Origin of the sequence: Cupriavidus necator N-1, assembly GCF_000219215.1 — a bacterium.
Lineage (GTDB): Bacteria > Pseudomonadota > Gammaproteobacteria > Burkholderiales > Burkholderiaceae > Cupriavidus > Cupriavidus necator.
Window position 1 is genome coordinate 3059498 of the sequence record NC_015726.1, and the last position, 27000, is coordinate 3086497.

The 27000-nt window shown below is 65.9% G+C and carries 25 protein-coding genes and 1 tRNA gene; 10 read left to right on the top strand and 16 right to left on the bottom strand.

What is annotated here, in order from left to right; all coding sequences use genetic code 11:
• Positions 1–8: 8 nt before the first annotated feature.
• Genes lptF through CNE_RS14345 form a run of 3 tightly spaced genes read left to right on the top strand, consistent with a single transcriptional unit; the run spans position 9 to position 2705 of the window.
• A complete protein-coding gene (lptF, locus tag CNE_RS14335; RefSeq protein WP_013957824.1) occupies positions 9–1136 on the top strand; it encodes an LPS export ABC transporter permease LptF in 1128 nt (375 codons plus the stop codon).
• Complete coding sequence (lptG, locus tag CNE_RS14340) at positions 1133–2299, top strand: LPS export ABC transporter permease LptG (RefSeq protein ID WP_013957825.1); 1167 nt, start codon at positions 1133–1135, stop codon at positions 2297–2299. Before lptF ends, lptG begins: the two co-directional genes overlap by 4 nt.
• A gap of 13 nt (positions 2300–2312) precedes the next feature.
• Positions 2313–2705, top strand: a complete 393-nt coding sequence (locus CNE_RS14345; protein ID WP_013957826.1) for a sirohydrochlorin chelatase — start codon at positions 2313–2315, stop codon at positions 2703–2705.
• 81 nt (positions 2706–2786) lie between these two features.
• On the opposite strand, the gene cobA is transcribed toward CNE_RS14345, so the two are convergent.
• Genes cobA through CNE_RS14380 form a run of 7 tightly spaced genes read right to left on the bottom strand, consistent with a single transcriptional unit; the run spans position 2787 to position 9805 of the window.
• Positions 2787–3587 (bottom strand): uroporphyrinogen-III C-methyltransferase, encoded by an 801-nt coding sequence (gene cobA, locus CNE_RS14350; protein WP_013957827.1) that lies wholly within the window; start codon positions 3585–3587, stop codon positions 2787–2789.
• 27 nt (positions 3588–3614) lie between these two features.
• Positions 3615–4919 (bottom strand): sulfate adenylyltransferase subunit 1, encoded by a 1305-nt coding sequence (locus CNE_RS14355; protein WP_013957828.1) that lies wholly within the window; start codon positions 4917–4919, stop codon positions 3615–3617.
• 26 nt (positions 4920–4945) lie between these two features.
• Complete coding sequence (gene cysD / locus CNE_RS14360; RefSeq protein ID WP_013957829.1) at positions 4946–5911, bottom strand: sulfate adenylyltransferase subunit CysD; 966 nt, start codon at positions 5909–5911, stop codon at positions 4946–4948.
• Positions 5912–5922: 11 nt separating this feature from the next.
• Positions 5923–6726, bottom strand: a complete 804-nt coding sequence (locus CNE_RS14365; RefSeq protein WP_013957830.1) for a phosphoadenylyl-sulfate reductase — start codon at positions 6724–6726, stop codon at positions 5923–5925.
• Complete coding sequence (locus CNE_RS14370; RefSeq protein WP_013957831.1) at positions 6723–7304, bottom strand: DUF934 domain-containing protein; 582 nt, start codon at positions 7302–7304, stop codon at positions 6723–6725. Before CNE_RS14370 ends, CNE_RS14365 begins: the two co-directional genes overlap by 4 nt.
• 16 nt (positions 7305–7320) lie before the next feature.
• Positions 7321–9003 carry a nitrite/sulfite reductase gene (locus tag CNE_RS14375; RefSeq protein WP_013957832.1) on the bottom strand — a complete coding sequence of 561 codons (1683 nt, stop codon included), beginning with the start codon at positions 9001–9003 and terminating at the stop codon, positions 7321–7323.
• A gap of 28 nt (positions 9004–9031) precedes the next feature.
• A complete protein-coding gene (locus tag CNE_RS14380; protein ID WP_013957833.1) occupies positions 9032–9805 on the bottom strand; it encodes a sulfite exporter TauE/SafE family protein in 774 nt (257 codons plus the stop codon).
• Positions 9806–9970: 165 nt separating this feature from the next.
• Between CNE_RS14380 and CNE_RS14385 the strand changes: the two genes are divergently transcribed.
• The 4 genes from CNE_RS14385 to CNE_RS14400 all read left to right on the top strand — a co-directional run bounded on the left by CNE_RS14385 (position 9971) and on the right by CNE_RS14400 (position 14325).
• Positions 9971–10912 carry a CysB family HTH-type transcriptional regulator gene (locus CNE_RS14385; protein ID WP_013957834.1) on the top strand — a complete coding sequence of 314 codons (942 nt, stop codon included), beginning with the start codon at positions 9971–9973 and terminating at the stop codon, positions 10910–10912.
• Between the two features lie 90 nt (positions 10913–11002).
• Positions 11003–12166, top strand: coding sequence for a methyltransferase (locus CNE_RS14390; RefSeq protein WP_013957835.1), 1164 nt, complete (start codon positions 11003–11005; stop codon positions 12164–12166).
• 85 nt (positions 12167–12251) lie between these two features.
• Positions 12252–13415, top strand: coding sequence for an ABC transporter substrate-binding protein (locus CNE_RS14395; RefSeq protein ID WP_013957836.1), 1164 nt, complete (start codon positions 12252–12254; stop codon positions 13413–13415).
• Positions 13399–14325 (top strand): NAD(P)-dependent oxidoreductase, encoded by a 927-nt coding sequence (locus tag CNE_RS14400; RefSeq protein WP_269148697.1) that lies wholly within the window; start codon positions 13399–13401, stop codon positions 14323–14325. The genes CNE_RS14395 and CNE_RS14400 overlap by 17 nt, the downstream gene beginning before the upstream one ends.
• A gap of 22 nt (positions 14326–14347) precedes the next feature.
• On the opposite strand, the gene CNE_RS14405 is transcribed toward CNE_RS14400, so the two are convergent.
• A complete protein-coding gene (locus CNE_RS14405) occupies positions 14348–15268 on the bottom strand; it encodes an alpha/beta hydrolase (RefSeq protein ID WP_013957838.1) in 921 nt (306 codons plus the stop codon).
• A 160-nt stretch (positions 15269–15428) separates the two neighbouring features.
• Here CNE_RS14405 and CNE_RS14410 point away from each other — a divergent pair.
• Positions 15429–15513, top strand: a tRNA-Leu gene (locus CNE_RS14410).
• 212 nt (positions 15514–15725) lie between these two features.
• Here CNE_RS14410 and CNE_RS14415 read toward each other — a convergent pair.
• From CNE_RS14415 to wecB, 8 genes are all read right to left on the bottom strand, one after another.
• On the bottom strand, positions 15726–16535 hold the full coding sequence (locus CNE_RS14415; RefSeq protein WP_013957839.1) for a hypothetical protein: 810 nt from the start codon (positions 16533–16535) through the stop codon (positions 15726–15728).
• 2 nt (positions 16536–16537) lie between these two features.
• Positions 16538–17377 carry a YaiO family outer membrane beta-barrel protein gene (locus tag CNE_RS14420; protein ID WP_013957840.1) on the bottom strand — a complete coding sequence of 280 codons (840 nt, stop codon included), beginning with the start codon at positions 17375–17377 and terminating at the stop codon, positions 16538–16540.
• A gap of 151 nt (positions 17378–17528) precedes the next feature.
• Positions 17529–18533, bottom strand: coding sequence for a glucosidase family protein (locus tag CNE_RS14425; RefSeq protein WP_041228455.1), 1005 nt, complete (start codon positions 18531–18533; stop codon positions 17529–17531).
• Between the two features lie 16 nt (positions 18534–18549).
• Positions 18550–19599 carry a bactofilin family protein gene (locus CNE_RS14430; RefSeq protein ID WP_041228094.1) on the bottom strand — a complete coding sequence of 350 codons (1050 nt, stop codon included), beginning with the start codon at positions 19597–19599 and terminating at the stop codon, positions 18550–18552.
• A gap of 32 nt (positions 19600–19631) precedes the next feature.
• Positions 19632–21158, bottom strand: coding sequence for a glycosyltransferase (locus CNE_RS14435; protein WP_404997192.1), 1527 nt, complete (start codon positions 21156–21158; stop codon positions 19632–19634).
• Positions 21159–21280: 122 nt separating this feature from the next.
• Entirely contained in the window at positions 21281–23068 is a 1788-nt protein-coding gene (locus CNE_RS14440) for a polysaccharide deacetylase family protein (protein WP_238553087.1), read from the bottom strand.
• A 130-nt stretch (positions 23069–23198) separates the two neighbouring features.
• Positions 23199–23546: a hypothetical protein gene (locus CNE_RS14445; protein WP_013957845.1), complete on the bottom strand. Its 348-nt coding sequence runs from the start codon at positions 23544–23546 to the stop codon at positions 23199–23201.
• A 79-nt stretch (positions 23547–23625) separates the two neighbouring features.
• Positions 23626–24810, bottom strand: coding sequence for a non-hydrolyzing UDP-N-acetylglucosamine 2-epimerase (gene wecB / locus CNE_RS14450; RefSeq protein WP_013957846.1), 1185 nt, complete (start codon positions 24808–24810; stop codon positions 23626–23628).
• Positions 24811–25836: 1026 nt separating this feature from the next.
• On the opposite strand from wecB, the gene loiP reads away from it, so the two are divergent.
• Entirely contained in the window at positions 25837–26580 is a 744-nt protein-coding gene (loiP, locus tag CNE_RS14455; protein WP_013957847.1) for a metalloprotease LoiP, read from the top strand.
• Between the two features lie 107 nt (positions 26581–26687).
• Positions 26688–26999, top strand: coding sequence for an SMP-30/gluconolactonase/LRE family protein (locus CNE_RS14460; protein ID WP_013957848.1), 312 nt, complete (start codon positions 26688–26690; stop codon positions 26997–26999).
• Position 27000: the final 1 nt, after the last annotated feature.

Sequence of the window (27000 nt, forward strand, 5' to 3'; positions counted from 1 at the left end):
GAACCCGCATGATCCTTCAACAAGCCCTGCGACGCGAGCTTGCCTACACCGCCGGGGCGGTGTTCCTGGTGATGCTGACCTTCATGCTCACGTCGCTCGTGATCCGCATCCTGGGGATGGCCGCCAACGGCAAGGCCAGCCCCAACGACGTGCTGATGCTGATCGGCCTGGCCACCATCGGCTACCTGTCGATCCTGCTGTCGGCCACGCTCTTCATTTCCACCCTGATCGTGCTGACGCGCTGGTACAAGGATTCGGAGATGGTGGTGTGGTTCTCGGCCGGCATCTCGCTGCGCGACCTGGTCAAGCCGGTGCTGCAGTTCGCCGCACCCTTCGTCGTCCTGGCGCTGCTGCTGGGCATGTTTGCCTGGCCCTGGGCCAACCAGCAGAGCGCGCTGTTCCGCGACCGCTTCGAGCAGCGCGGCGTGATGTCGATGATTGCCGCGGGGCGCTTTATCGAGCCGGCCAAGGCCAACTACGTGCTGTTCATCGAGGGCATGGATGCCGACATGAAGTATGCGCGCAATGTCTTTGTCGCCAACTCCGAGGCCGACAAGATCGGCGTGGCGCTGGCGCACCAGGGCAAGTTCGAGACCATGCCCAACGGCGACCGCCTGGTGGTGATGGAAAACGGCCGCCGCTACTCGGGCACGCCCGGCCAGATCGACTACCGCATCGTTGAATTTGGACGCTATGCGGTCAAGGTGGACAACAAGCCGCCCGAGTCCGAGGCCGACCAGCCGCCCAAGAGCCGCGACACCATCGACCTGATCCGCAACCCCACGCGTGAAAACCTGGGCGAGCTGGTATGGCGCATCTCGCTGCCGATCCTGGCCTTCAACTTCGTCATGATCGCGATCCCGCTGGCCTACGTGAACCCGCGCCTGGGCCGCTACACGCCGCTGGTGTTCGCGGTGCTGATCTACCTGACCTACAGCAACCTGATCAACCTGTCGCAGTCCTGGGTGCGCTCGGGTGCGATCCCGTTCTGGCTGGCGTGGTGGCCGATCCACCTGGTGGTGTTCGTGGGGGCGCTACTGCTGTTCCGCTACCGCCAGAACCGCAGCCTGGGCGGCTGGCGCGCCGTGTTCGGCCTGCGCAGGCGCGATGCCGCGGCCACCGGAGGCCGGGCATGAGGATCCTGCGTGTTTATGAACGCTACTTCGGCCGGCTGGTCTATGGTGTGTTCGCCTTTATCCTGTTCGCGGTGCTGTCGCTGTTCGTGTTCTTCGACATGCTCAACGAGCTGGAGAGCGTCACCAACCAGTACACCTCGCTGATCGCGCTGTTCCACGTCCTGCTGCAGGCGCCCACGCGGGTGTATGAGGTGCTGCCGATCGCCGTACTGATCAGCGCGATCTACGTGTTCTCGCAGCTGGCCAGCCAGTCCGAGTACACCATCTTCCGCGTAGCCGGCCTGAACACGCGCCAGGCGCTGTTCTCGCTGTTCAAGCTGGCGGTGCCGCTGGCCATCGTGACCTTTATCTTCGGCGAGTTCATCGGCCCCCGCGCCGAGCAGTACGCGCAGAAGATTAAGCTCGAGGCAATCGGCGCAACCGTGTCGTCGGGCTTCCGTTCGGGCGTCTGGGTCAAGGACCGCGACAAGGATGCCGCCACCGGCGGCGGCGAGATCACCCGCTTCGTCAACGTGGCGGGGTTGCGGCCGGACCAGACCATCACCGGCATTACCATGTACGAGTTCGACCCGCAATACCGCCTGCGCGTGATCCGCGTGGCGCAGGAGGGGCGCTACCAGGGTGGCCAGTTGTGGGAACTGCAGGGCGTCAACGAGACCCGCTTCATCGAGCTGGCGCCCGCGGCACAGGGGGCGAAGCCGGCACGCGATGCGCTGGCCCCGGACTTCCGCGCCGAGCAGATCAAGTTCCCGCGCGTGACCATGCATTCTGAGCTGACGCCGCAGATCCTATCGGTGCTGCTGGTGACGCCGGAGCGGATGTCGACGCTGGACCTGTTCCGCTATATCCGCCACCTGCGCGACAACAAGCAGGATACGCAGCGCTATGAGATCGCCTTCTGGAAGAAGGTGATTTACCCGCTGACGCTGTTTGTGATGGTGGCGCTGGCCCTGCCCTTCGCCTACCTGCACGCGCGTGCCGGCGCTGTCGGCGTGAAGGTGTTCGGGGGCATCATGCTGGGGCTGTCGTTCCACTTGTCGAACACGCTGTTCTCGCACGTGGGGCTGCTGCATACGTGGCCGCCGATTATCTCAGCCCTGGTGCCAGGCACGCTCTACCTGATGGTGGCGCTGCTGGCGCTTCGGTGGGTGGATCGGCACTGAGGAGCAGGCTGCCATGACCGCACCCACCCGGGCCTTGGTCCTGTTTGCGCATGGCGCGCGCGATGCACGCTGGCGCGAGCCGTTCGACCGCCTGCAGCAGAAGGTGGCCGCGGCCCTGCCCGGGTGCGAGGTGCGGCTGGCGTTCCTGGAACTGATGACGCCCGCGCTGCCCGACGCGCTCGCCGACCTGGCAGCGCGCGGCGTGTCCGACGCCACCGTGGTGCCGGTGTTCCTGGGCCAGGGCGGCCACCTGCGGCGCGACCTGCCGGCCTTGCTCGACCAATGCCGGCAAACGCATCCCGGGCTGCGTATCCATTGCGCGACGGCAGCAGGCGAGGCCGATGCGGTGCTGGATGCGATGGCGGCGTACTGCGTTGCCTCAATGCCGGCAAGCGGCCAGCCCTGAGCAGAAACGTGGTCCCCGATGAAAAAAGCCCTGTACCGGCATGCCGGTACAGGGCTTTTTTTCTAGTGGCGCGGAGCGCGGTCAGGCAGCGCGCGGCGCCTGCACGACGGTATCGTCCACGCCTTCGCGCGGCGTTTCGGTAGCCCGCGCAGCCAGCGCCGCCCCGATCATCAGCAGGCTCGGCTGCACCGGATCGATCCAGGCCGCGGCCTCGCCCGCTGCCATCCGGCCCAACGTGAACTCACGACTACGCTGCCGCGGCGTGCTGGCGGCTTCCACCACCCACGCCGGCGTGGACGCCGGCTTGCCATGCGCGATCAGCTGCGCGGCAATCGACGCCGCCTGGTCGCGGCCCATGTAGTAGACCAGCGTATCGGCCTTGACCGCGGCTTCGATATCGGCCGAGCCGTCACCATCCGCAGCCTTCGCCTGCGTGGCAAACGCCACGCTGCGCGACACACCCCGCTTGGTCAGCGGCTTGCCGATCGCCGAAGCGGCCGCCAGCGCCGCCGTGATGCCCGGCACCACTTCATACTCGATGCCGGCGGCTTCCAGCGCCTGCAGTTCCTCGTCGGCGCGGCCGAACAGCATCGGGTCGCCGCCCTTCAGGCGCACCACGCGCTCGTACTTGCTGGCCAGGTCGACGATCTGGCGGTTGATGAACAGCTGCGCGGTGGAACGCTGACCGCAGCGCTTGCCCACCTCGACCAGCTCGGCCTGCGGACACCAGGCCAGCATCTCCGGCGACACCAGTGCATCATGCAGCACCACCTGGGCTTCGCCCAAAAGCCGTGCACCACGCACCGTAATGAGGTCTGCTGCACCGGGGCCTGCCCCGATGAGGAACACCTTGCCGTAAGTCTTCTGCGCCTGCTTGTTCATCTCCGGTCCCTTTCCTGTCGTTACCGATCAGGAGAACGCACGGATCATGCCCGCGGCCACCGTGTGGTTGGTCGCTTCGTCGATCAGCACGAAGGCGCCCGTTGCCGGGTTGTCGCCATAGGCATCGCACACGATCGGCTTCTGCAGCGAGATCTGCACCGAACCGATATCGTTCAGGCGGATATCGTGGCGGCCGGTCTCGTGCGACAGCGTATGCACGTCCAGCACGCGGTCCACCGCCGACACGCGCGCGAACACGCTGGCCGTGGTGTGCTTGAGCACGTACTTGCGCGCCGGGTTCAGCGATTCGTCGTCGAACCAGCACAGGTCGGCTTGCAGCTTCTTGGCCGGCGCGGTGGCGGCATCGGCGGCGACGAACATGTCACCGCGTGATACATCGACGTCCTCGGACAGGCGCACGGTGACCGTGTCGCCGACATTGGCGGATTCGGCGGCGCCGTTGGGCGTCAGCACTTCGGCCACCACGGCCTCGCGGTTGGCAGGCAGCACGCGCAGCTTCTGGCCCACGCGCACGGTGCCGGCTTCGATGCGGCCGGCATAGCCGCGAAAGTCGTCCGACTGCGAACCGTCCTGGCGGATCACCAGCTGCACCGGGAAGCGCAGCGCGGCGTCATCCTCGGGCGCGGCCTCTTCCACCGGCAGTTCTTCCAGCAGCGGCAGCAGCGGCTCGCCCTGGTACCAGGCCATGGCATCGCTCTCGTGCACGATGTTGTCGCCGCGCAGCGCCGACACCGGCACGTAGCGCACGTCCTTCAGGCCCAGTTGCTCGGCCAGTTCGGTGTAGGCGGTGCGGATCTCGTTGAAGCGCTGTTCGCTGTAGTCGACCAGGTCCATCTTGTTGATGGCGACGATCACGTGCCGGATCTCAAGCAGCTTCAGGATCGCCGAGTGGCGCTTGGTCTGCGCCAGCAGCTCGGCGCGGCCGTTGGTGACGGTGACGCGGGTGGCATCGACCAGCACGATGGCCGCGTCCGCGGTCGAGGCGCCGGTGACCATGTTGCGGGTGTACTGCTCGTGGCCCGGGGTATCCGCGATGATGAACTTGCGGCGCGCGGTCGAGAAGTAGCGGTAAGCCACGTCGATGGTGATGCCCTGCTCGCGCTCGGCTTCCAGGCCGTCGGTCAGCAGCGAGAAGTCGATCTGCTCGCCGGCGGTGCGCTTGTTCTTGGCGTTGGCCAGCGCGGTCAGCTGATCGGACAGCACGGCCTTGCTGTCATACAGCAGGCGGCCGATCAGCGTGCTCTTGCCGTCGTCGACGGAGCCGGCGGTGATGAAGCGCAGCAGGCCTTGATGAGTTGCTTGGTGAGTCATGTTGAATTCCTTTGCTGCGTCCGGGATCAGAAGTAGCCTTCTTTCTTCCGGCGTTCCATCGAGGCTTCGCTGGTCTGGTCGTCCATGCGGGTGGCGCCGCGCTCGGTGATCTCGGTCACCGCAGTCTCGGCGATGATCGCTTCCGGCGAATCGGCAACGCTGGCCACCGGGCAGGTGCAGCTGATGTCGCCGACGGTACGGAAGCGCACCGACAGCACTTCGCTGACGTCGCCGTCCTGCTTGGGCGTGATCGGCGTGACCGGCACCAGCAGGCCGTTCTTGCGCACCACTTCGCGCTGGTGCGAATAGTAGATCGGCGGCAGCGCCAGCTTTTCGCGGGCGATGTACTGCCACACGTCCAGCTCGGTCCAGTTCGAGATCGGGAACACGCGCATCTGCTCGCCCTGCGCCATGCGGGCGTTGTACAGGCTCCACAGCTCGGGGCGCTGGGCCTTGGGGTCCCACTGGCCGAACTCGTCGCGGAACGAGAAGATGCGCTCCTTGGCGCGGGCCTTCTCTTCGTCGCGGCGGGCGCCGCCCATCAGCGCGTCGAACTGGTGCTCGCCGATGGTTTCCAGCAGCGTCACGGCCTGGGCCGCGTTGCGCGAATCGGTTTCCTTGCGCAGGCGCACGGTTCCGCGCTTGATCGAGTCCTCGACATGGCCCACCACCAGGCGCGCGCCCAGCTCAGCCACGCGCTGGTCGCGGAAGGCGATCACTTCCGGATAGTTGTGGCCGGTGTCGATATGCACCAGCGGGAACGGCAGCTCGATCTTGCGGTCGCCCAGGCGGAAGGCCTTCAGCGCCAGGTGCAGCATCACGATCGAGTCCTTGCCGCCCGAGAACAGCAGCGCCGGGTTGCGGCACTCGGCCACCACCTCGCGGATGATGTAGATCGACTCGGCTTCGAGCCGGTCGAGATGGTCGTTCTGTACCTGCAACAGGTGCGCCACGCTGCTGGTGGCTTCTGCGATGTCGTTCATGATGCCCATTTCGTCCGGCCTCAATGCTTGATGTTCTGTTCGTGGAGCCCGCACTCTTTCGAGTCCTTGCTCTCCCACCACCAACGTCCCGCACGGACATCCTCGCCCGCGCGCACGGCACGCGTACACGGCTCGCAGCCGATGCTCGGGTAGCCCTTGGCGTGCAGGTCGTTGATGGGCACGTTGTGGCGCTTCAGGTAGGCCCACACTTCGGCCTCGCTCCAGTCCGCCAGCGGGTTGAATTTGGGGATGCCGCGGGCCTCGTCCATTTCCTCGAACGGCAGCTCGGCGCGCGTCACGGCCTGCTCGCGGCGCTGGCCGGTCATCCAGGCGTCGGCGTGCGACAGCGCGCGGTTGAGCGGCTCAACCTTGCGGATGCCGCAGCATTCCTTGCGCAGGTCGATGCTGTCGTAGAAGCCGTTCAGGCCATTCTTCTTCAGGTAGTTCTCGACGGCCTCGGCGTCCGGCGTGAACTGCTCGATGCTGTAGCCGTAGTGCGACTGCACCTTGTCCAGCACCGCCAGCGTCTCGGCGTGCAGGCGCCCGGTCTGCAGCGTGAACACGCGGATGCCGGCGCGCACGGCTTCGGTGCCGCGCAGGATCGCGTCGGTCAGCACCATGTCCTCGGCCGCCAGGCTCGAGGCAAAGCGCGCGCGGAAGAAGCGCGCGGCGATGCCCGCCAGGCGCTCGCCCAGCTCGCGCTCCTTCTGCTCCAGCGCGGCGATGCTGCCGGTGTATTCCGGCGCAACCCACAGCGCGGGCGGACGCAACGCCGACGCCGCACCGGCGTCGACCACGGCGATGTCGCTCAGCACCGTGCTCATGCCGCTTCCTTCGGTTGCGCGCCAACCTCTGCTCGCGCGCGGCGGAACAGCGGCAGCGGCTCATCCACCGAAGCCTGGTAGGTCACGGTGAACTCGGTGAAGCCCTTGATGGCGTCGTCGATGTTCTTGTCGGCGCGCACCGCGAAGGCATCGAAGCCGCAGCGCTTCATGAAGTTGAGCTGGTCGCGCAGCACGTCGCCGATGGCGCGCAGCTGGCCCTTCCAGTGGTAGCGGGTGCGCAGCAGGTAGGCCGTGGAAAAGCCGCGGCCATCGCGGAACACCGGGAAGTCCACCGCCACCAGCGCCACGCGCGCGAAGTACGCCTCGGCATCGCCCGGCTCGTCTTCCGGGGCCAGCCACACGCCGGTGCGGGCCGCGTCGCGGCCGGCCAGCAGCGCTTCGTTGGCCTTGAACACTGACAGCGGGAACAGCACCGCGTCCTGGCTTTGCACGGCCGCGGCGATCTGCTCGTCGGTCAGCGGCTGCTCGGCGGTGCCGCGCAGTACGGTCCAGGCGTCATCGACGATGACGGGGGCGACGGTAGCGCCGTCCTGTTGCAGTTGAATGATCTTTGCCATGTTCAGTCTCCGGTCCTCAGGCTTCAGCGCGCTCGCGCGGCTGCTTGTCGGCATAAACGCGCTCCTTGAACGGGGCGATGCCGATGCGGGACAGGGTTTCGATAAAGCGTTCGTCTTCGATGCGGTTGGCCACGAAGGTGTCGATGATGCGGCTCACCACCTCGGGCATTTCCTCGGCGCTGAACGACGGGCCGATCACCTTGCCCAGCGCGGTCTGGTTGCCCTGGGCGCCGCCCAGCGTGACCTGGTACCACTCCGAACCATCCTTGTCGACGCCCAGCACGCCGATATTGCCGACGTGGTGGTGGCCGCAGGCGTTGATGCAGCCCGAGATGTTCAGCGAGATCTCGCCCAGGTCATAGACGTAGTCGAGGTCGTCGAAGCGGTCCTGGATCGCCTGCGCGATGGGGATCGACTTGGCGTTGGCCAGCGAGCAGAAATCGCCGCCCGGGCAGGCGATGATGTCGGTCAGCAGGCCGATATTCGGGGTGGCCAGGCCGGCCTTCTTGGCCAGTTGCCACAGCGCGTACAGGTCCTGCTTCTTCACGTCTGGCAGGATCAGGTTCTGCTCGTGCGCCACGCGCAGCTCGCCGAAGCCGAACTGGTCAGCCAGGTCGGCCACGGCTTCGATCTGCGCGTCGGTTGCGTCCCCCGGGGGCGAGGCCACGCCCGGCTTGGTCGACAGCGTCACCGCGGCGTAGCCCGGCACCTTGTGGCCGTGCACGTTGCGGCTGACCCAGCGCGCAAAGGCCTTGTCTTCCAGCAGATGGTTCTCGTACGACGCATCGGTATCGGCCAGCTTTTCATAGGCGGGCGGCGTGAAGTACTGCGCCACGCGGTCGAACTCTGCCTGCGTCAGCGTGGCCGGGCCGTCCTTGCTGTGCTGCCACTCTTCCTCGACTTCCTGCGCGAACTTGTCCGCGCCGATGGCCTTCACCAGGATCTTGATGCGCGCCTTGTACTTGTTGTCGCGGCGGCCATAGCGGTTGTACACGCGGATGGCCGACTCGACGTAGGACAGCATGTGCTGCCACGGCAGGTCGTCCTTGATGATCGTGCCCAGGATCGGCGTGCGGCCCAGGCCGCCGCCGGCCAGGATGCGCAGGCGCGTTTCGCCTTCGGCGTTCTTGTAGGCGTAGATGCCGATATCGTGCATCTGCACCACGGCGCGGTCATTGGCCGAGGCCGAGATGGCGATCTTGAATTTGCGCGGCAGGAAGGCGAATTCCGGCTGGAAGGTGCTCCACTGGCGCAGCAGCTCGGCCAGCACGCGCGGGTCCACCGACTCGTCCGGCGCCACGCCGGCGAAGTGGTCGGTGGTGATGTTGCGCACGCAGTTGCCCGAGGTCTGGATGGCGTGCATCTCGACGCTGGCCAGCTCGGCCAGCACGTCAGGCACGCGCTCCAGTTCCATCCAGTTGTACTGGATGTTCTGGCGCGTGGAGAAGTGGCCATAGCCGCGGTCGTACTCGCGCGCGATATGGCCCAACTTGCGCATCTGCTTCGACGACAGCAGGCCGTACGGAATCGCCACGCGCAGCATGTAGGCATGGCGCTGCATGTACAGGCCGTTCTGCAGGCGCAGCGGCAGGAATTCTTCCTCGGTCAGCTCGTCGGACAGGCGGCGGCGCACCTGGTCACGGAACTGGGCGACGCGCTCGGCGACGATGCGCTGGTCATATTGGTCGTACTGATACATGGCGGGGTCCGTTCAGTATTCGTTGAATTCAGGAAACGAGCTTGATGGCGACCAGCGTCAGCGTGGTCGCCAGTGCGGCACGCACCAGCCGTTCGGGCAGCGCCCGCGACAGTTGCGCGCCCAGCCAGATGCCGGGGATCGAACCCACCAGCAGCGCCAGCAGCAAATTCCAGTCGACCGTGCCAAGCCACACATGGCCCAGCCCGGCAAGCGCCGTCAGCGGGACGGCGTAGGCAATGTCGGTGCCGGCCACTTCAGCCGGCTTCATATGGGGGTACAGCAGCAGGATCAGCGTGGCGCCAACGGCGCCGGCGCCGATCGACGACACCGTCACCAGCACGCCGATCACGGCGCCGACGGCGATGGTGGCAATGACCTGGGCGCGGCCGTGCAGCTGGAAGCGCGGATTGCGTTCCAGCCAGGCCAGCATCTGCTTGCGGAACAGCAGCGACAATACGGTCAGCAGCACCGACACGCCGATGGTCAGGCGGATCGCATGTAGCCACTGGGCGTTGAGCTCGCCGGCGCTCTTCAGCACCAGGATGGCGGCCACTGCCGCCGGCAGGCTGCCGATGCACAAGCGCCGCACCACCTGCCACTGCACATGGCCGTGGGCGCGGTGCGCGATGGTGCCGAAGCCCTTGGTGATGGCCGCGAAGGCCAGGTCAGTGCCGACCGCGGTGGCCGGCGAGAAGCCGAACAGCAGCGTCAGCAGCGGCGTCATCAACGAGCCCCCACCCACCCCGGTCAGACCGACGAGGACGCCTACAAACAGACCGGAAACGGTATAGGCAACAGACATGGGGGACTCGGTGGGGCCTGGCCCGTGGATCTCGCATCACAAAGTGGCTGCTGCGAGAAGACGCACGGAGGGCTGGCCATTAATTAACAAAGTTCGAGAATCGTAATAAACTGGCCTCATACCTCAAACTAATAAGAAGTTGTTTGTTTATACGAACCCAGATATATGAACCTGCACCAGTTTCGCTTCGTGCGTGAGGCCGTCCGGCAGAACTACAACCTGACTGAGGCTGCAAAAGCGCTTTACACGTCACAACCCGGCGTGTCCAAGGCCATCATCGAGCTGGAAGAAGAGCTGGGCGTGGATATCTTTACCCGCCACGGCAAGCGCATCCGCAGCCTGACCGAGCCGGGCCGCCGCATCCTGAGCTCGGTCGAGAAGATCCTGCAGGAAGTGGAAAGCCTGAAGCGCGTCGGCATGGACTATGCGGCACAGGACCAGGGCAACTTCACCATCGCCACCACCCACACCCAGGCGCGCTACGCCCTGCCACGGGTGATCAGCGAGTTCACCAAGCGCTACCCCAAGGTGCGGCTGTCGATCCAGCAGGGCAACCCGGCGCAGATCGCCGACATGCTGCTGCACGACCAGGCCGATATCGGCATCGCGACCGAAGGCATCTCCGCCGACAAGAACCTGGTGTCGCTGCCGGGCTACCAGTGGACCCATATGGTGATTACGACACCCGAGCATCCGCTGCTGGACAAGAAGCACTTGGCGCTGGAAGACCTGATGGGATACCCGCTGATCACCTACGATGCCAACTTTGCCGGCCGGACCAAGATCGACAAGGCCTTCGCGCTGCGCCACCTGGAGCCGGACATCGTACTGGAGGCGATCGACGCGGACGTGATCAAGACGTATGTCGAGATCGGGCTGGGCGTGGGTATCGTCGCCGGCGTCGCCTATGATGCCGAGCGCGACCGCAACCTGCGCGGCATCCCGGCCGGCCACCTGTTCGGCAGCAACGTGACGCACCTGGCCGTCAAACAGGGTGCCTACCTGCGCAGCTTTGTCTACACCTTCATCGAGCTGTTCTCGCCGACGCTCAACCGCAAGCTGGTTGAGCAGGCCATGTCCGGCGAACACGAAGCCTACGAACTCTGAGGTCGGCCCCCCACCGCCGCCTCTCTCTATATAAGAAGCAAACCCAACCATGCATCTGCTGCCCATCAAGCCCTGCCGGCCGGAGGCCCTGTGAGCGACCTGCCCCGCATTCACTGGACTGAGGACGGCGTCGAGCGCAGCGCCGCCTGGCGCTCTGAAGCCGGCCTGCCGCCGCCGCGCCGCGTGGTCATCGCCGACGACACCACCAGCGCCGACACCGCCTACCGCCTGGCCTGCGAAGGCACCGCGCTGCTGTGGCGAGGCGACTTCCAGAACGCGCGCCAGCTGCTGCACGCGCTGGCCCGCCGCACCGAGCGCAAGCCCAAGAAGGCCAGCCGCCCCGGCCAGAAAGCCAAGGACAAGGCCAAGGGCGGGGCCGCTTCGCCAATCGAGGCCTTCAACCTGCACCGTCTGGCCCAGTCGCAGCGCGCCCGCACGCTGGGCATGCTGCTGCTGCCGTTCGAGGCCAGCCACGAGGTGCCGCTGCGCCGCGCGCCGGATGTGCGCGACGCCTGCGATCAGGTCTATGGCCCGGCCAGCGAGCCCTACGTGGCGTCGATGCGCGAGCTGCTGGGCATGATCGGCGCCTATGAATGGCGCAAGAAGGGCGTGGAGATCCCGGCGCTGGAAGACCGCATCCACCCCTGGTACGGCGTGTTCTCGCCGGTGCGCGGCGAGTATGTCGACCTGGTCGCTGCCGAGCCGCTGCCGGCCAAGACCCTCGCCTTCGATATCGGCACCGGCACCGGCGTGCTGGCCGCAGTGCTGGCCCGCCGCGGCGTGCAGCGCGTGGTCGCCACCGACCAGGACCCGCGCGCGCTGGCTTGCGCGCGAGAGAACATCGCCCAGCTTGGCTACGCCCGGGAGGTCGAGATCGTCCAGGCCGACCTGTTCCCCGAGGGCCGGGCGCCGCTAGTGGTGTGCAACCCGCCCTGGGTGCCGGCCCGGCCCAGCTCGCCGGTCGAGCGCGCGGTCTACGACCCGGACAGCACCATGCTGCGTGGCTTCTTGCAGGGGCTGGCCGACCACCTGGCGCCGGGCGGCGAAGGCTGGCTGCTGCTGTCGGACCTGGCCGAGCATCTCGGCCTGCGCCCGCGCGAGGAACTGATGGGCTGGATCGACGCCGCCGGGCTGAAGGTGCTGGGCCGCTCCGATATCCGCCCGCGCCACCCGCGTGCGACGGATGCCGCCGACCCGCTGCACGCGGCGCGCTCCGCCGAGGTAACCACGCTCTGGCGCCTGGGCGTGCGCTGACCAGCACGGCCGCGGCGGGGCGCAGGCGTGCCCCGCCGGCCGAGTTCGGCTATCCTTCCCGTCACATATAAGAACGGAGGAGACGATGCTGACACTGCCCTTGCGCCCCCTGCTGCTGGCCGGCGCCCTGCTCTTCACCAGCGCCGCGCATGCCGACATCCGCGTCGGCATCGATGTGTCCACCACCGGTCCGGCGGCCTCGATCGGCATCCCCTCCAAGAACACCGTGCTGATGTGGCCGCAGACGCTGGGCGGCCAGAAGGCGCACTACGTGATCCTGGATGACGGCACCGACCCGGCCGCGGCGGTGCGCAACGTGCGCAAGCTGATCTCCGAGGAAAAGGTCGACGTGATCGTCGGCCCCAACATCACCCCCACCGCCATCGCCGCGCTCGACGCCGTGGCCGAAGGCGAGACCCCGATGGTGGCACTGGCCGCCTCGGCCTCCATTGTCGAGCCGCAGACCGACGCCAAGCGCCGCTGGGCCTTCAAGATGCCGCAGAACGACTCGCACATGGCGACCGTGCTGACCGAGTACATGAGCAACCACGGCGTCAGGACCGTCGGCTTTATCGGCTTTGCCGACGCTTACGGCGAAAGCTGGTGGCGCGAATTCTCGAAGCTGGCCGAGGTGCGCAAGATCAAGGTGGTCGCCAACGAGCGCTTCTCGCGCAACGACACCTCGGTGACCGGGCAAGTGCTCAAGCTGCTGGCGGCCAACCCGGACGCGATCCTGATTGCCGGCGCCGGCACGCCGTCCGTACTGCCGCAGAAAACGCTGGGCGAGCGCGGCTACAAGGGCAAGGTCTACCAGACCCACGGCATCGCCACCTGGGACTTCCTACGCATGGGCGGCAAGGATGTGGAAGGCACGCTCTTCCCGACCGGGCCGGTGGTGGTCGCGCGCCAGCTGCCCGAGAGCCACCCAGTGCGCAAGGTGGCGCTGGACTTCGTCAACCGCTACGAAAGCAAGTACGGCGCCGACAGCGTCACGCAGTTTGCCGGCGACGCCTGGGGCGCGTGGATGCTGCTGGACGACGCCGCCCGCCGCGCGCTGAAGAGCGGCGCCCAGCCCGGCACGCGCGAATTCCGCGCCGCCATGCGCGACGCGCTGGAAGCCACCACCAATCTCACCATCCCCAACGGCGTGATGAACCTGAACCCGAAAGACCACCAGGGCTTCGACCAGCGTTCGCGCGTGATGGGGGTGATCCGCAACGGCAAGTTCGCCTATGCGGGCGATAAGTAGCCCGCCGTATCAAGAAAGGAAGCATGGCATGAGCACCACTCTCACCCCCACCACCGTCGCCTTCATCGGCCTGGGCGCCATGGGCTCGCACATGGTCCGCCACCTGCTGGCCGCCGGCCACACCGTGCGCGCCTTCGTGCGCCGCCCGGAAGCGGACGAGGCCGCGCGCGCGCTGGGGGCGGAACCCTTCTTCACCCCGGCCGAAGCGGCGCGCGGCGCCAGCGTCGTCTTCACCAACGTGACCTCGTCCGAAGACGTGCGCGAAGTGCTGCTGGGCGAGCAGGGCGTGGTCCACGGCGCGGCGCCGGGCACAATCTGCGTGGACCACAGCACCATCTCGCCGATCGTCACGCGCGAGATCGCCGCGGCGCTGGCCGCGCGCGGCATCGAAGCGCTGGACTGCCCGGTCTCTGGCGGCACCATGGGCGCCGAGGCGGGCACGCTGACCATCATGGTCGGCGGCAAGCCCGAGATGCTGGAGCGCGTGAGCCCGCTGCTGCGACTGCTGGGCAAGACCATCACCCATATCGGCGACCACGGCGCGGGCCAGGTTGCCAAGCTGTGCAACCAGATCGCGCAGGTGGTCAATATCGAAGGCATTGCCGAGGCCATGCGTTTTGCCGCCGCGCAGAATGTCGACACCGGCCGCGTGTTCGAGGCAATGGCGACCGGCATGGCCGGTAGCCGCATGCTCGACCTGATGGGTCCCAAGATGGTGGCGCGCAACTTCGCCGCCGGCATCGAGGCGCGGCTGCACGACAAGGACTTCGGGCTGGCGCGCGATATCGCCGAAGAAATCGGCCTGGACCTGCCCGCGATGCAGGCCACCTCGGCGCAGCTGCGCACATTGATGGCCAACGGCTGGGGCAAGGACGATACCTCGTCGCTGCTGCGCGTGCTGGAGGGCTGACGCCCTTGCGCCCGGTGCGCGCTCAGCGCTCCATCAGCCGCAGCACCGCGCGCGTCAGGGCACCGTCCGGGCTGGCAAAGCTGTCCAGCACATTGAAGTGATGGCAGTCCGGCAGCACCAGGTCGCTCGCGGCCGGATGCGCCACCTTGGCCGGCCACGCCGCGCGGATCAGCGCGTGCTGGCGATGGTATTCGGCGGCCTCGAGTTCCCCCACCGCGATCGCCAGCGGGGCACCGCTGGCCGGCGGCATATACGCGGGTGACAGCCGCGCGACATCGTCTTCCGAGAACCGCAGGTCGCGCTGCAGGAAGGCCGCACGCCGCAGCGGCTCCATGTCGTATAGCCCGCTGACCGACAGCCCGCCCTTGACCAGGTCGGCCGGCAGGTCCGCACCCAGCTGCGGCCAGCGTGCGGCCATCAGCATCGCCACCAGGTGGCCGCCGACGGAATGCCCCGCCAGGAAGAGCTTGTCCGGATCATGGCCCAGCCGGTCCGCCTGCCGGTACAGCCAGGCGACGCTGCGCAACACCTGCCGCACGATCTCCGGCACCGTCACCGCAGGCACCAGCGTGTAGTTCACCACCGCCACCGCCACCCCCAGCGCCGGCAGCGCGCTGGCGGCAAAGCTGTGGTCGTGCTTGTCCAGCGCCCGGTAGTAGCCGCCGTGCACGAAGACCAGCAGCGGCGGCAGCGCCCCGTTGGCCCGCTGCGCGGGGAAGTAGTCCAGCGTCTCGCCCTGCGCATGGCGCGAGTCCTCGCCGGCATAGCTCAGGTCCGCCAGATAGGGGCTGCGTGCGCGCACCCCGGCGGACCACTGCGCCCAGCGCGCCATATGCACTGCGTTGTCCGGCACATTGGCGCGGTTGTTGTATTCCCGGTCATAAAAGCCGGGGTCCTGCGAAGGCAGGCTGGCGAGGCGCGCCAGCGAAGCTTGGTTGGTCATGGCGGTCGGGGGTGATCGGGACGATGGGCGTGTGAGAGGCTGGGCGCCATGCTACCGGATTTGCGCGGCCGCTGATGTGCCCGGCGCCGGTTGTCCGACGCCAGGATTTCCGGCATAATTCCCGGCTCAGCACGGCACCGGTTCCGGCGCCATACACCCTGCCCGGGTGGTGAAACAGGTAGACGCAGGGGACTCAAAATCCCCCGCCGCAAGGCGTGTCGGTTCGAGTCCGACCCCGGGCACCATCAGCTTAGGCGCAAAGCCTTATCCCATAAGCCTTTCCGGGCAGTTCGGTGGTGTTTCTGTGGCAACTTCCGTGGTAAGTTGCCCATGTTAATCAAACGCATCACCTTGAAATGCTGCCACCAGCGCTCAGGGGTCTACCCCCCTCAGGAGCGCTGGACGAGACCGCAGAGGCGGCGCTGTAGCGTCTGCATGCCGGCAACCCCCTCTGCTTCTAAAGCGCGCTGCGCTCAATCCTCTCCCAACTCATTGCCCACCCATACAAGGCAATACACCCAAATACCAGCATCGTAGGCCCGAACACAAACGACAGCAGCGGCATCATCAACAGCGAACAGCTCACCATCAGATAAACGTGCAGTGCCAGCTGCATCGGCACCGCGATCATGACAAACACAAGCGTGAGCAGCGTCAGGAAGATCTTCTTAGGCCACGAGAAGTCAAAGATGTAGTAGACCAGCGCATGCGCCCACGGCAACAGAAACAAAAGGCTGGCGCAGGTCTTCACGCCGTTGTCCACATATCTGCTGGCCGTGTACGGAAAACTCTGCGGCGCCACCGCGAAGAACAGCAATGCCGTGGCCTCAATGAACACGGCGAACAGCAGGAAGTACCGCAGCGGCAGGTACTGGTCCCGTATCCGCAACGCCATCAGGCAGACGGCGAGCGTCGCGATCAGCGTCACGGACCAGGTCAGTACGTCTGGCACCGGAGCAACGACGTTGGTGTAGGGCAGGTTGAAGTCGAACCATGCCACCCGCGTCAATTGTTCAATGACGACGCCATCCATGCCGAGCTTGTCGATCCAGAAGCGCAGCACTCCTGCCCATATCCCGCTGATATGGTCGCGCAGCATCCATTCGGCCACATTGAACGCCACGGGCACCAGCAGGACCCCCGCGAGTGCGGGGACGGACAGGGTCAGGTGGTCCAGCGAACGATGCCTGGCCAGGCACAGGATAGTCAGGCCAAGAGCGTTGCTCTGGTCGCGTGTGGCTGCGGTGTGCCCGGCAGGGTGCGTCATGGCTAGAACTCCGCGAAGACCCCCACTTCTGCTTGCTTGCGCGTGTAGGAGGGGTTGTCGTAGTAAATGGCGCGCAGGTTTATCCCATAGCGTTTGGTGAACCATTTGCGCCAGGTCAGCGAGACCTCATGGCTGTTGAAGTCGCTCAGCAGGGTCTGCGCGCCGGTGAGCTGGTAGGCTTCGCTGCCGCCGTCATATTTCAGGGTAATGTACTGGTCCTTGTCGCGGCCGTAGGTGACGGCGACGATGCCGCGATTGGAGCGGATATTGCCGGGATCGCTGCGGTTCAGCCGCGCACCCAGCTGGACGATCCAGGGGGCGTCGAAATAGTAGGTCAGGCCGAGCAGCAAGGTCTTGTCGGTATAGACCTCTTTGGCGCGGTAGTAGGTGAAGCCGGCGCTCACGACCAGGTTCTTCTTTTCGAGCAGTTTGCGGAACAGCATGCCGTCGGTTCGGAACTGGGGCAGGAAGAAGCCGCCCGCGCTGGTGCCGGCGCTCAGGAAGCCATACCAGTTCTCGTCAAAGGTGCGCGTGTAGCCCAGGCCGAAGAACGTGCCCTGGTCCCCGAAGTGGTTCTGGTGGCTGATTTCGCCGGTCACGTAGTCCTTCGGGGTGAAGTTGACCCCGCCTCGCAGGTACTGGTCGTTCCAGCTGGCATTGTCGCCGGTGAGGTTGGCGTGGCCGAGGCCGCCTTCAATGAAACCGGTGAGCAAGGGAGCGAACGTCCTGGGCGCGGTGGCTTCTGCCTGGGCGCGGACATCGGTGGCGGCAAGCAGTGCCAGCATGCCCAGAAGGGGCAGGGCCCGAGCGCCGTGGGTTCTGGTATCCGAGAGCTTCGCCATGCGTATCCTGTCGATCGTGTCGATGTCGCACAGAGGGTCCCGCGAGGATCCTCCGGCCCGCAAGCTGCTGTTGAACCATACACTGCTTCGCAGTGAGCAGTCGATAATGCCTCCCTCGGTATTGGCGCGTTTCGCATGGACGTGATGCAAATCAGCGACACCGCATGCCCGGGGAAGGTGGCGCCAGCGCCTGCTCCGGACTTAGGCGTGCCTCGAACGCCAGGTACAGTGCCTCCTCCAAGACATTCCAGTGCTTGCCATGGCGGAACTGGATGGATCGTATGCGCCAGCACGCGATCGCGTCCTTGTCTCCCATCTTGTCGGCTACCAGGGCCACCAGCCCCCAGGGGAAATCGACTTCGGACATCTGCAGCCAGGCCATGCGGTTCTCCTTCATCCACAAGTAGTAGGCCGCGGCATGGGGCCGGCTGGCCGGCTTGATATCGGCCAGGATGGGGAAGATCTGCGCTACGGCGTCGGGATAGAACGCCGCCTGGTCGCGTGGCTGGGTGCTGACCAGGTAGCCCTGGTTGGGGCGCCAGAACACGCGCAGGATGTCCTTGTCGAGTTGTTCGGCCTTGCGCATCCAGCCGGCGGCACCTACGGCGTCTCCGTGGCGCTGGCGATAGTCGCTGGCGGCCTTGAAGGCGCTTGAGACTTCCACGTTGTCCATCAGCAGGGCCACCGGTAGCTTCGCCGAGATCAGGTAGACCCCGGAACCCGGGTCGCGCAGTGTGTCCAGGTGCCGGCTGGCCTTGTCGAAGCTGGCCTGCCACGCCGGGGGCATGCCCTTGGGCGGCGCGGAACGGACCAGCAGTTCCATCCAGGCCGCCATCAACGCGTCGTCGGCGTCAGCCTCCTGGCAGGAGACGAAGCGCTGGCCCTTCATGCAGTAGCGGTCGAAGCGGCCGTCGGCGAGCTGGCGCGGAAGCAGCCATGCGATCCAGCGGGTTGCGGCGGTTTTCGTGGTCATGCCCGCGTCTTGCGCGGCCAGCAGTGCCTTGGCTGCAAAGTAGGGATCGATCGAGTCGCCATTAAAGTAGGTCGTGATCGCCCCGTCGGGACGCTGGTAGTCAGCCAGCACAAGCTCGGCGGCGCCGGCCGGCTGGTGAACGCATGCGGCAATCACGAGGAGCAGCGAAAGCAAGGTTTTCATGGTGTGCAGGGCTGTGTCATGGGCTGGCCACCAGGCCATCGGACACGACCCTTCCTTCCTCCGGGGCGCACGCCGCGCCATGAACCACGGTACCGGCGCAGACGTGAAGCACCGGCGCCACCAGGGTAGTGCGCTTGTCCGCAGCGCCGATCGTGCAGCGCGCCCCGACATCGATCTCGCGCTCGGCAGCCACCGGGCCGGCGATGACGCATTCACGGGCCACGGAAATGGTGCCCGCCGCAATCAGTGCGCCGTCGATGCGCACCCGCGCGCCCAGCCAGATGCTGCCACTTGCCTTGACGCTGCCGATAATGCGCGCGCCGGTGCCGAGCCACAGGTCGCCATGCACGACAAGGTCGCCGCGATACAGGGTGTTAGCGGGAAACGTCAGATCGCGCGTTACCAGCCAGCGGCCGTCAGCGGCTTCGTCGGGAGCCATGACGGCATGTGCCCAGTCTCCCCCCGCCGGGGCGGTGGCGTCCATGCCGGGCGGCGCGGCAAGGTGACGCGGCCCGAACCCGATCACCGCGGCGCTGACCGAGGTGAACTCGCATTCGTCTTCGAGGCGGATCGAATACAGGGCGGAAACCGGTCCGAGCAAGCGGCACTGCGGCTCGACGTGGATGCTGCGCGCGTGTGCCCAGCGCTGCAGCTCGCTGGCGCCGCGCATCAGGATCTCGCCTTCGGACAGCAGCACCTGCATGCGATTGAGCCGGCCTGTGGAGATCCCGCGCCGGCCGTAGATGTCGCGGGAGAACGTATAGTTGTCCGGTAGCACCAGCGATCCGCTGGTGACGATGGTGCGCGCGCAGACGCCGATGAACGCCTCCGCCGCCGTCGGCATGAACGTGCCGGTCACGTGGACGACAGGCCGCAAGGCGCTGACCGGGTGCGCCAGGCCATGCAGACCTGACGTCTCGTCCTGCCGCTCGACCATCGCGCGAAAGACCGCGGCCACGGCCGCAACGTCCAGCGTGTGTTCGCCATCGATCGCCAGCGGACGGATGTCGCGCCGGCGCCGCCATTCAAGCACCGCCGGCAGTAGCGGCAATGCGAAAACCAGCATGGTGAGAGTGCCTAGCAGCAAGGGCCACACGCTCAGCTCCTCTGTCGATAACGCGCTGTCTTGTCCCACCGCAGTTCGCGGCGGAGCAGGTAATCGAAAACGATCTGGCCGATGATGGCGCGCGACACGGTCAGCATGCTGACCAGGAAGCCGAAATAATTCAGCGGCAGCAGGCGGATGCGTTCGCGGGTGCCATCCAGGTGCACGGCCGCAGCGATCTCGAAGAAGGCGGCGAAGTTGCCCAGCGTCCCGTACGACATCAGCGCGAACAGGATCACGGCTTCACCGAACAACGGCAGGCCGCCGGCATAGAAGAGAAGGATCGCCAGCAGCCAGCCGAACAGCATCAGCGGCGCCATCATGTAGATGCCGAGCAGCGCCACGCCGTCGATCTTCTCGAACAGCCCGTGGTGCCGGCACGCTGCCATCTTCCAGCCGTGCCGATAGAGCGCCTGGTTGTGGCCCTTGGTCCAGCGCATGATCTGCCGCACCCGCACGGGCCAGGTCTCGGGCACCTCTTCATAGCACTCCGACCAGTTCTGGTAGACCGTCTTCCAGCTGGCCAGCAGCAGCCGGTAGGTCAGGTCGGTGTCTTCGGCCAGCACATCGTCGTGCCAGCCGCCGACGCTGCGCAGCGCCCGCATCCTGACGCCGCCGACGGTGCCGCCATACTGGGGCACCAGGTCCAGGTTCATTCGGGCCTGCTGATCCACCTGGTAGCCGCCGGAGCGCTCCAGGTCGAGCAGCCGCGTCAGCAGGTTGCTGCCGAGGTTCATCGGCACCACGCGGCCCATGGTCGCGCCGACTTCGGGGTCGAAGAACGGTGCCACCAGTTGCTTGAGCAGGCCCACCGGCGGCAGGTAGTCGGCATCGAACACGACAATGATGTCGCTGGCGACAGCGTCGCTCGCATCCTTGAGCGCGGCGGCCTTGCCGGGCTTGCCGCCGGTGCGGTGAAATGGGGTGATGCGTCCGGGGTACTGCTGCACGAAGTCGTCGATGATCTCGCGCGTGCGGTCACAGGAGCGGTCGTTGACGGGCATGATGGTGAGCCGGTCGACGGGATAGTCCGCGTGCAGCAGGCACGTCAGCGAACCGGCGATCACCGCCTCTTCGTTGTGCGCCGCGACCAGCACGGTCAGGGTGGGCCAGTCTGCGATATCGATGTCCAGGTACGGGTGGCGTTGCCTGCCGAACAGCCGGTTCAGCGTGAACAGGTAGTGGCGCACGGCATAGAAGATCACCAGGCCGACGATCAGCAACAGCATGACCGTCAGCGGCGGCACGATCGCCTGCGCGTCCTCGTGCAACGGCGCTTTCGGCGGCGCGGGCTTGGGCCAGGGGCGCGGGCGCAGCGCCGGCTCCCGCCGGCCATCGTCTTCCAGCGTGTCCGGCCTTGCCATCGCAACTTCCATCGCAGCGCTGCCGGGGTCGGAGTCAGCAAGCTTTACGGATTTTCTTGGCAGTGGTTTGAGGGCGGCTTCGGGGGCTCCGGATCCGCGGACGAAGGCCTCTCCCCTCACGGGAGTTTCCGTGGCCTTCGCATCGGGCGCGGGCATGGTGAAGACCAGCAACCCGCTCAGTGAGAGGAACAGGCGATACGCCAGGCGCATGCTCAATGACCTCCGTCTATGTTTTCATCTTGGAGGCTGGCCGTGCTCCCCCAGCCAGCCCCTGCGCATTACAGCTTGCCGGCGACGAATGCCAGCGAGGTGCCTCCTTGCGATGTCACGATCCAGTTGGCCGAATCCCATGTCACCGTGGCGAGTCCCTGCGTCACCACCGGCTGGGCATAGCCGGTGCGCGGCAGCACCCACGCCATGTCGGTCAGGTCGGTCGGGTGGCTGGCCTGGAACGACCATGCGTTGCCGGTATCGGTGGCCTGCCAGGTGGTCTGCTGGCGCCGCTGGCTGAACTGCGCCAGCGTATCCATCGTGTACCAGCTGAACAGTCCGCTTGCCTTCACGTTGTCCGCCTTGTTGAAGATGACGTTGAGCGTCTTCGGGTATTGGATAGCGCCCACCGGGTGCATGTAGATCAGCCGGCTGGTGCGGTTCTTCGCCACGAAATCGATCAGCTGCTTGTACCAGGTGTTGATGTCGGCCACGGGCACGTTGAATTCCTCGAACTCTTCGAACGTCGCGTACTGGCCGAACGGCATCACCGGGAAGGCGCGGATGGTGTTGTTCGTCAGCACGCCATTGCGATAGCTGCGCGTCGGCGCCATCCCGGTGTGGCCCAGGAAGTAGTAGCCGGTGTTGCCGTTGGCTTCGAGCCAGTTGAGCGACCACTGCGGCGTATTGCCTTCCGGCGCGGCGTACTCGACCGCGGCGCGTCCGGTCACGCCTTCGACGCTCTGCTTGTTCATCACCAGGTACTGTTCGAAGGTGGACTGGTTGGTCTCGCTGGCGTTGGCACCCCAGTAGTCGTGGATCCATCCGCCATGACTGCCGATCTTGTGTCCCTTCGATTGCAGGGACAGCATCAGATTCTTTGCCGCGGTGTTCTGCGACAGGTTGATGCCCTTGGCGTCGCCGAAGTTGATCTGGTCAGGGCCCGCAGTCACGGAAATGGAGAACGGGCTATTGCTACTGTCGAAGGTGCCCCAGGTATTCATTTCCGCCGCAGGCGCGATCTGGTCGCCGGCGCAGAAGTGCCAGTTCAGCACCAGCCCGCCGCGCGCCTTGGGCTGCGCCGAAAGCCGCGCCGTCTTCATCAGGTTGCCGCCGAAGTAGCGCAGGAAGCCGTGCATCAGCATGCCGTCGGTCTGTCCCTTCAGGTAGGCGAGCGGCAGGTTGACGAACAGCACGCTGCCTGAGCCGAAGTTGCGCAGCCCTGCCACCAGCCCGAAGTTGGGCGACGTGATCAGCGCGGAGCCTGTATAGGTGCCCTGCGTGACGAAGCTCGGATAGATCAGGAAGCCATAGACGTAGCCCGAGATGCCTTCGATGGGAGGCGTCGTGCTCGCGTCCCACAACATCGACTTGCCCGGCGGCACCTGCAGCGTCCTGAGCGTGGTGCCCAGCGCGGTGATTGGCCCGACGCCGATCATGTTGCCGAGCAACTGGTCATAGAGCACGTAGTCGACGCCGGCAAGGTTGCTGAGCCGGCTCTTCTGCGGCGCGTAGAAGCCGGTAGGGGTCAGCGCGCCGAAGTCGTAGACCAGCATCAGCTTGCCGCCCTGGCTGGTGTAGGTCTCCAGCGCCGCGATCAGCGCATCGCTGGCCTTCACGTGCACTTGGTCCGGCAGGATCACGCCCGAGAACTGCGCCGGGGTCGTGCCTTGCTGGAACTGGGTGTCCGTGATGACGGTGATCTTCAGGCCTTCTTCCTGGGCCCCGTCGAGCCAGGCCGACACGCGCGGATCGGGAAGGGAGAAGCCGTCCGGCACCAGCAGTGCGATCTGATTGGTGGCGGCGTGCGAGATTGCCGGCAAAGCGAGCACCAGTGCCAGGCATAGCTGAAGCACCAGGACGCTGCTTCGCCGCAGCAGTGAATAGGATTGGTAGAGCACGGTCTTCTCCCAGCGCGATGACTACAAGTTGCCTCGGCGTGCAAGACGCTGCGGCGCATCGACGTACGCGAGCATGCAGAGCCCGTCAGTCCGGCTCGGCTCCAGGCGCCGGCGCGAGCGTGTATGTGCCCGCCTTCACCTTGGCTCCGGCCTTTAGCTTCTTGGGCTTCTTCGCCTTCAGCTCATCCTTGAGGGCCTTGAGGGTTGCCTTGCTCTTGCCCTTCTCCGCCTCGTACGCAAAGTCGATCTGGAAGCTGTGGTCATAGCCCAGCAGCCCGCCGGGATCCGCCGGACTCGCGGGGAGATAGAGCGGGGTCTCGGCCGCGGCCGCAGCGGCGTCCGCGGTCAGGGCGGCATGGGCGGCGGGTGCCGATGCCAGGACACCCGCGACAGCAAGCGCGGTTGCCGCTGCTGCAATACGTGAGAGCCTCATTGCCTTTGCTCCTGCTTATAGAGCGGCCAGACAGAAGTTGAACTTTTGCGCTGAACCGCTGGTTTAGCTTGGTGCTGCGCTACAGGCTGACGACGCCGGCATCGACCGACGCATCGCCGCACTCCGCATACGTGTCCGGGCGTTCCGCCAGCAAGGCAACGACAATGCGTTCGCTGGCGTGGCCGTCGCCGAACGGGTTGTGGGCGCGCGACATGCAGGCGTATTCCTCGGGGTCGTTCAGCAGCCGCTCCGCGGCGGCGATGAGGCGTTCCGGGTCCGTGCCCACCAGGCGCGCGGTGCCGGCGGCCAACGCTTCGGGCCGCTCGGTGGTTTCTCGCGTCACCAGGACCGGCTTGCCCAGGGCCGGCGCCTCTTCCTGAATGCCGCCGGAATCGGTGACGATCAGGTAGGCGCGCGACATCAGGAACACGAAAGGCAGGTAATCCTGGGGCTCGATCAGGTGGATGTTCGGGTGTCCGCTCAGGATCGCGTGCACGGGCTCCTGCACGTGGGGGTTGAGGTGCACCGGATAGATGATCTGGATATCCGCATTGCGGTCAGCCAGCATGCGCAGCGCCGTGAACAGGCGCTCGAACGGCGGGCCGAAGTTCTCGCGCCGGTGTCCGGTCACCAGCACCAGCCGCCGCGATTCGTCGAGGAAGGGGTACTGGCCGGCCAGCCGGCACCGCATGTCCGCATCGGCGTCCAGCCAGCCCTTGACCTGGAGCAGGGCATCGATACCGGTGTTACCGGTCAGGCTGATGCGGACCGGATCGACGCCTTCGCGCAACAGGGTTTCCTGTGCCTGCCGCGTTGGCGCGAAATGCCAGGACGCCATCACGTCGGTCACGCGCCGGTTCATCTCTTCCGGCCAGGGGGCACTTAGATTGCCGGTGCGCAGTCCCGCTTCGACGTGTCCGATGGCCACATTGCGATAGAACGCGGCGAGCGTGGCGGCGAGCGTGGTGGTGGTGTCGCCATGGACCAGCATGGCATCGGGCAGGAAGCGATCCAGCACCGAGTGAACGCCCGAAAGCACACGCGTCGTAATGTCGGACAGGCTCTGACCCTGGCTGATGACGTTGAGGTCGAAGTCCGGCGCGATCTCGAAGAGCCGCAGTACCTGGTCTAGCATCTGCCGGTGCTGGCCGGTCACGCAGACCCGCAGGTCGAAACTGCCCGACTCCCTGAGCCGATGAATCAGCGGTGCCATTTTGATGGCCTCAGGGCGGGTCCCGAATACAGCCAGAACTTTCTTCGGCATGTGGGTCTCTCTCGGCTCGCAAGGATTCTTGCCGGTGCGTTGGCTGGCGACTGCTTTCGATCGCCTGGTCCTCACGTTCCTGCAGGAATGGCGCCGTGGCTTGCGTCAGCCAACCTGATCGGCGCTTCGTGATGTCCCGGACGTGCACACCACGACGTAGGAGAGCGACGCCTGTGCCATCGGGCTGTAGCCCATTGAATTCATTGGGAATTCTTCGATGTCGACAAGAGCAAGCGCCGACCTCGGACGCTCTTGCGGTTGCAGAGTTGTTACTTATTCCGCCACGCCCGTCGGGATAACGACCTCAACGCGTGGCCAATGCTGCACCGCACAGGACTTCACCTCCGCGATAAGTGGCATTGGAGGCGGCGGGCGCCATGGACGCTTCGCCATGTCGGGTATCGGGTGCCGCGGCTGGGAGTGCACCACGCTTGTTGCGACCTTGCCGGTGTGATAACGGGTCAGGATGAGAGCGGTGGGAAGGGTGGGCGACAAATGGAGCGGCTTAATCCGGCGGCCTAGGCCAAAAAGTTGATTGACGCGGGGAAGGCATTATGCAGTAGCCATGAAACTCATTCATTTGGCTCAGGCTGGTAGGAATGAGCCTGCCCGGCTGAGAGGTTTCAAGAATGAAACATCGCGCAGATCAGTATTAAATTAAATTAATAACATCGTTAACAATGCTGATTTGTGCTCTTTTATGCGCACGAGATGTTACTGCCATTTCTGTCAGAAATTAGGGAAATGAAAAAGCGGCCGGCAGCCCGATGCCCGGCGGCCCGGCAGGCCGGCATCAGAGCCGCCCGCCGGTCGCGGCCTTGCGGCTTCTCCACTCAATCCAGCTTGGCCGCCTTGGCGTCAAATATCACATTAAGGTAGGCGTCCTGCCATATTGGCAGGCCCGGTCTTCATCAGGTGTCATACGCGCCACTTTCACGCCAAACCTGTCGGACGGCGCCCACTGGCGCGCCCTCGCCCGGCTTCCTATCCTATGGCATTGCCAACCCCCCGTTCCCGGAGCAACCCATGAAGCGACTCGCCCTTTCCGCCCTTGCCTGTTCCGCGCTGCTGGCCGGCTGTGCCGGCGCCGATATGGAAAGCTTGACGCAGGCCGGCGGCAGCCTCTTTACCGCCGCCACGCTGTCGGACAGCAACGTCAAGACGCTCTCCGACCAGTCCTGCGCGGAAATGGACCAGAAGAACACCATCGCGCCGGCGGACAGCACCTACGCCAAGCGCCTCGCCAATGTGATGAGCGGGCTGGGCAACACCGGGCTGCCACTCAATGCCAAGGTGTATATGACCAAGGACGTCAATGCCTGGGCCATGGCCAACGGTTGCGTGCGGGTCTACAGCGGCCTGATGGACCTGCTCAGCGACGATGAAGTGCGTGGCGTGGTGGGCCATGAGATCGGCCATGTGTCGCTGGGCCATACCAAGGCCGCGATGCAGGTGGCCTACACCACGGCGGCGGCGCGCGGGCTGCTGGGGTCGACTGGCGTGGCTTCGCTGACGGCGCTGTCGTCGTCGCAGATCGGCGCGCTCGCCGAGCAGTTCGTCAATGCGCAGTTCTCGCAGCGGCAGGAAACTGCGGCCGACGACTATTCGTTCGACCTGCTGACCAGGAACGGCGCCAACCGCCAGGCCCTGGCGTCGGCGTTCCGCAAGATGTCGACCCTCGATGGCGGACAGTCGAGCATGCTCAGCTCGCACCCGGGATCGCTGGAGCGCGCCAAGCATATCGAAGCCCGCCTAGCCGGCGGGCGCTGACAGCGACGCATTTGCCCTTGCCGCCGCACCTGTTCCGGTGAGGCGGCACCTCCCTCCCGACTGCCCCGCTTCACTTCCCTCGCGCACTGCTCACGACACCAGCGGCATTGCGCGACGATGGCCATCACCATATCGTCGCCTTCGACGTCGTTGCGGGGCGGGTGCTGGCCAATCCGCGGGTCTTCGCCGTCATCGAGCCCGGACTGCCGGACGGATTCCGCGTCGACCGGCGCGGCTGGCTCTTTACCAGCAGCGCCAGCGGCGTGCATGTCTTCCATCCGGACGGGGCACGGCTGGCGCATATTCCCGTGCCGGAGAAGGTCGGCAACCTCGACTTCGGCGGCGCCGAGGGCAATGCGTGGTTCATCGCCGCCAGCACTTCGCTCTACCGCCTGCGGCTTGGTCAGCGCTTGACGTGAG

Bases quoted from the DNA above. Each gene is read 5' to 3' on its own strand.
- lptF (WP_013957824.1), top strand. From the start codon at position 9: ATGATCCTTCAACAAGCCCTGCGACGCGAGCTTGCCTACACCGCCGGG.
- lptG (WP_013957825.1), top strand. From the start codon at position 1,133: ATGAGGATCCTGCGTGTTTATGAACGCTACTTCGGCCGGCTGGTCTAT.
- CNE_RS14345 (WP_013957826.1), top strand. From the start codon at position 2,313: ATGACCGCACCCACCCGGGCCTTGGTCCTGTTTGCGCATGGCGCGCGC.
- cobA (WP_013957827.1), bottom strand. From the start codon at position 3,587: ATGAACAAGCAGGCGCAGAAGACTTACGGCAAGGTGTTCCTCATCGGG.
- CNE_RS14355 (WP_013957828.1), bottom strand. From the start codon at position 4,919: ATGACTCACCAAGCAACTCATCAAGGCCTGCTGCGCTTCATCACCGCC.
- cysD (WP_013957829.1), bottom strand. From the start codon at position 5,911: ATGGGCATCATGAACGACATCGCAGAAGCCACCAGCAGCGTGGCGCAC.
- CNE_RS14365 (WP_013957830.1), bottom strand. From the start codon at position 6,726: ATGAGCACGGTGCTGAGCGACATCGCCGTGGTCGACGCCGGTGCGGCG.
- CNE_RS14370 (WP_013957831.1), bottom strand. From the start codon at position 7,304: ATGGCAAAGATCATTCAACTGCAACAGGACGGCGCTACCGTCGCCCCC.
- CNE_RS14375 (WP_013957832.1), bottom strand. From the start codon at position 9,003: ATGTATCAGTACGACCAATATGACCAGCGCATCGTCGCCGAGCGCGTC.
- CNE_RS14380 (WP_013957833.1), bottom strand. From the start codon at position 9,805: ATGTCTGTTGCCTATACCGTTTCCGGTCTGTTTGTAGGCGTCCTCGTC.
- CNE_RS14385 (WP_013957834.1), top strand. From the start codon at position 9,971: ATGAACCTGCACCAGTTTCGCTTCGTGCGTGAGGCCGTCCGGCAGAAC.
- CNE_RS14395 (WP_013957836.1), top strand. From the start codon at position 12,252: ATGCTGACACTGCCCTTGCGCCCCCTGCTGCTGGCCGGCGCCCTGCTC.
- CNE_RS14400 (WP_269148697.1), top strand. From the start codon at position 13,399: ATGCGGGCGATAAGTAGCCCGCCGTATCAAGAAAGGAAGCATGGCATG.
- CNE_RS14405 (WP_013957838.1), bottom strand. From the start codon at position 15,268: ATGACCAACCAAGCTTCGCTGGCGCGCCTCGCCAGCCTGCCTTCGCAG.
- CNE_RS14415 (WP_013957839.1), bottom strand. From the start codon at position 16,535: ATGACGCACCCTGCCGGGCACACCGCAGCCACACGCGACCAGAGCAAC.
- CNE_RS14420 (WP_013957840.1), bottom strand. From the start codon at position 17,377: ATGGCGAAGCTCTCGGATACCAGAACCCACGGCGCTCGGGCCCTGCCC.
- CNE_RS14425 (WP_041228455.1), bottom strand. From the start codon at position 18,533: ATGAAAACCTTGCTTTCGCTGCTCCTCGTGATTGCCGCATGCGTTCAC.
- CNE_RS14430 (WP_041228094.1), bottom strand. From the start codon at position 19,599: ATGCTGGTTTTCGCATTGCCGCTACTGCCGGCGGTGCTTGAATGGCGG.
- CNE_RS14435 (WP_404997192.1), bottom strand. From the start codon at position 21,158: ATGCCCGCGCCCGATGCGAAGGCCACGGAAACTCCCGTGAGGGGAGAG.
- CNE_RS14445 (WP_013957845.1), bottom strand. From the start codon at position 23,546: ATGAGGCTCTCACGTATTGCAGCAGCGGCAACCGCGCTTGCTGTCGCG.
- wecB (WP_013957846.1), bottom strand. From the start codon at position 24,810: ATGCCGAAGAAAGTTCTGGCTGTATTCGGGACCCGCCCTGAGGCCATC.
- loiP (WP_013957847.1), top strand. From the start codon at position 25,837: ATGAAGCGACTCGCCCTTTCCGCCCTTGCCTGTTCCGCGCTGCTGGCC.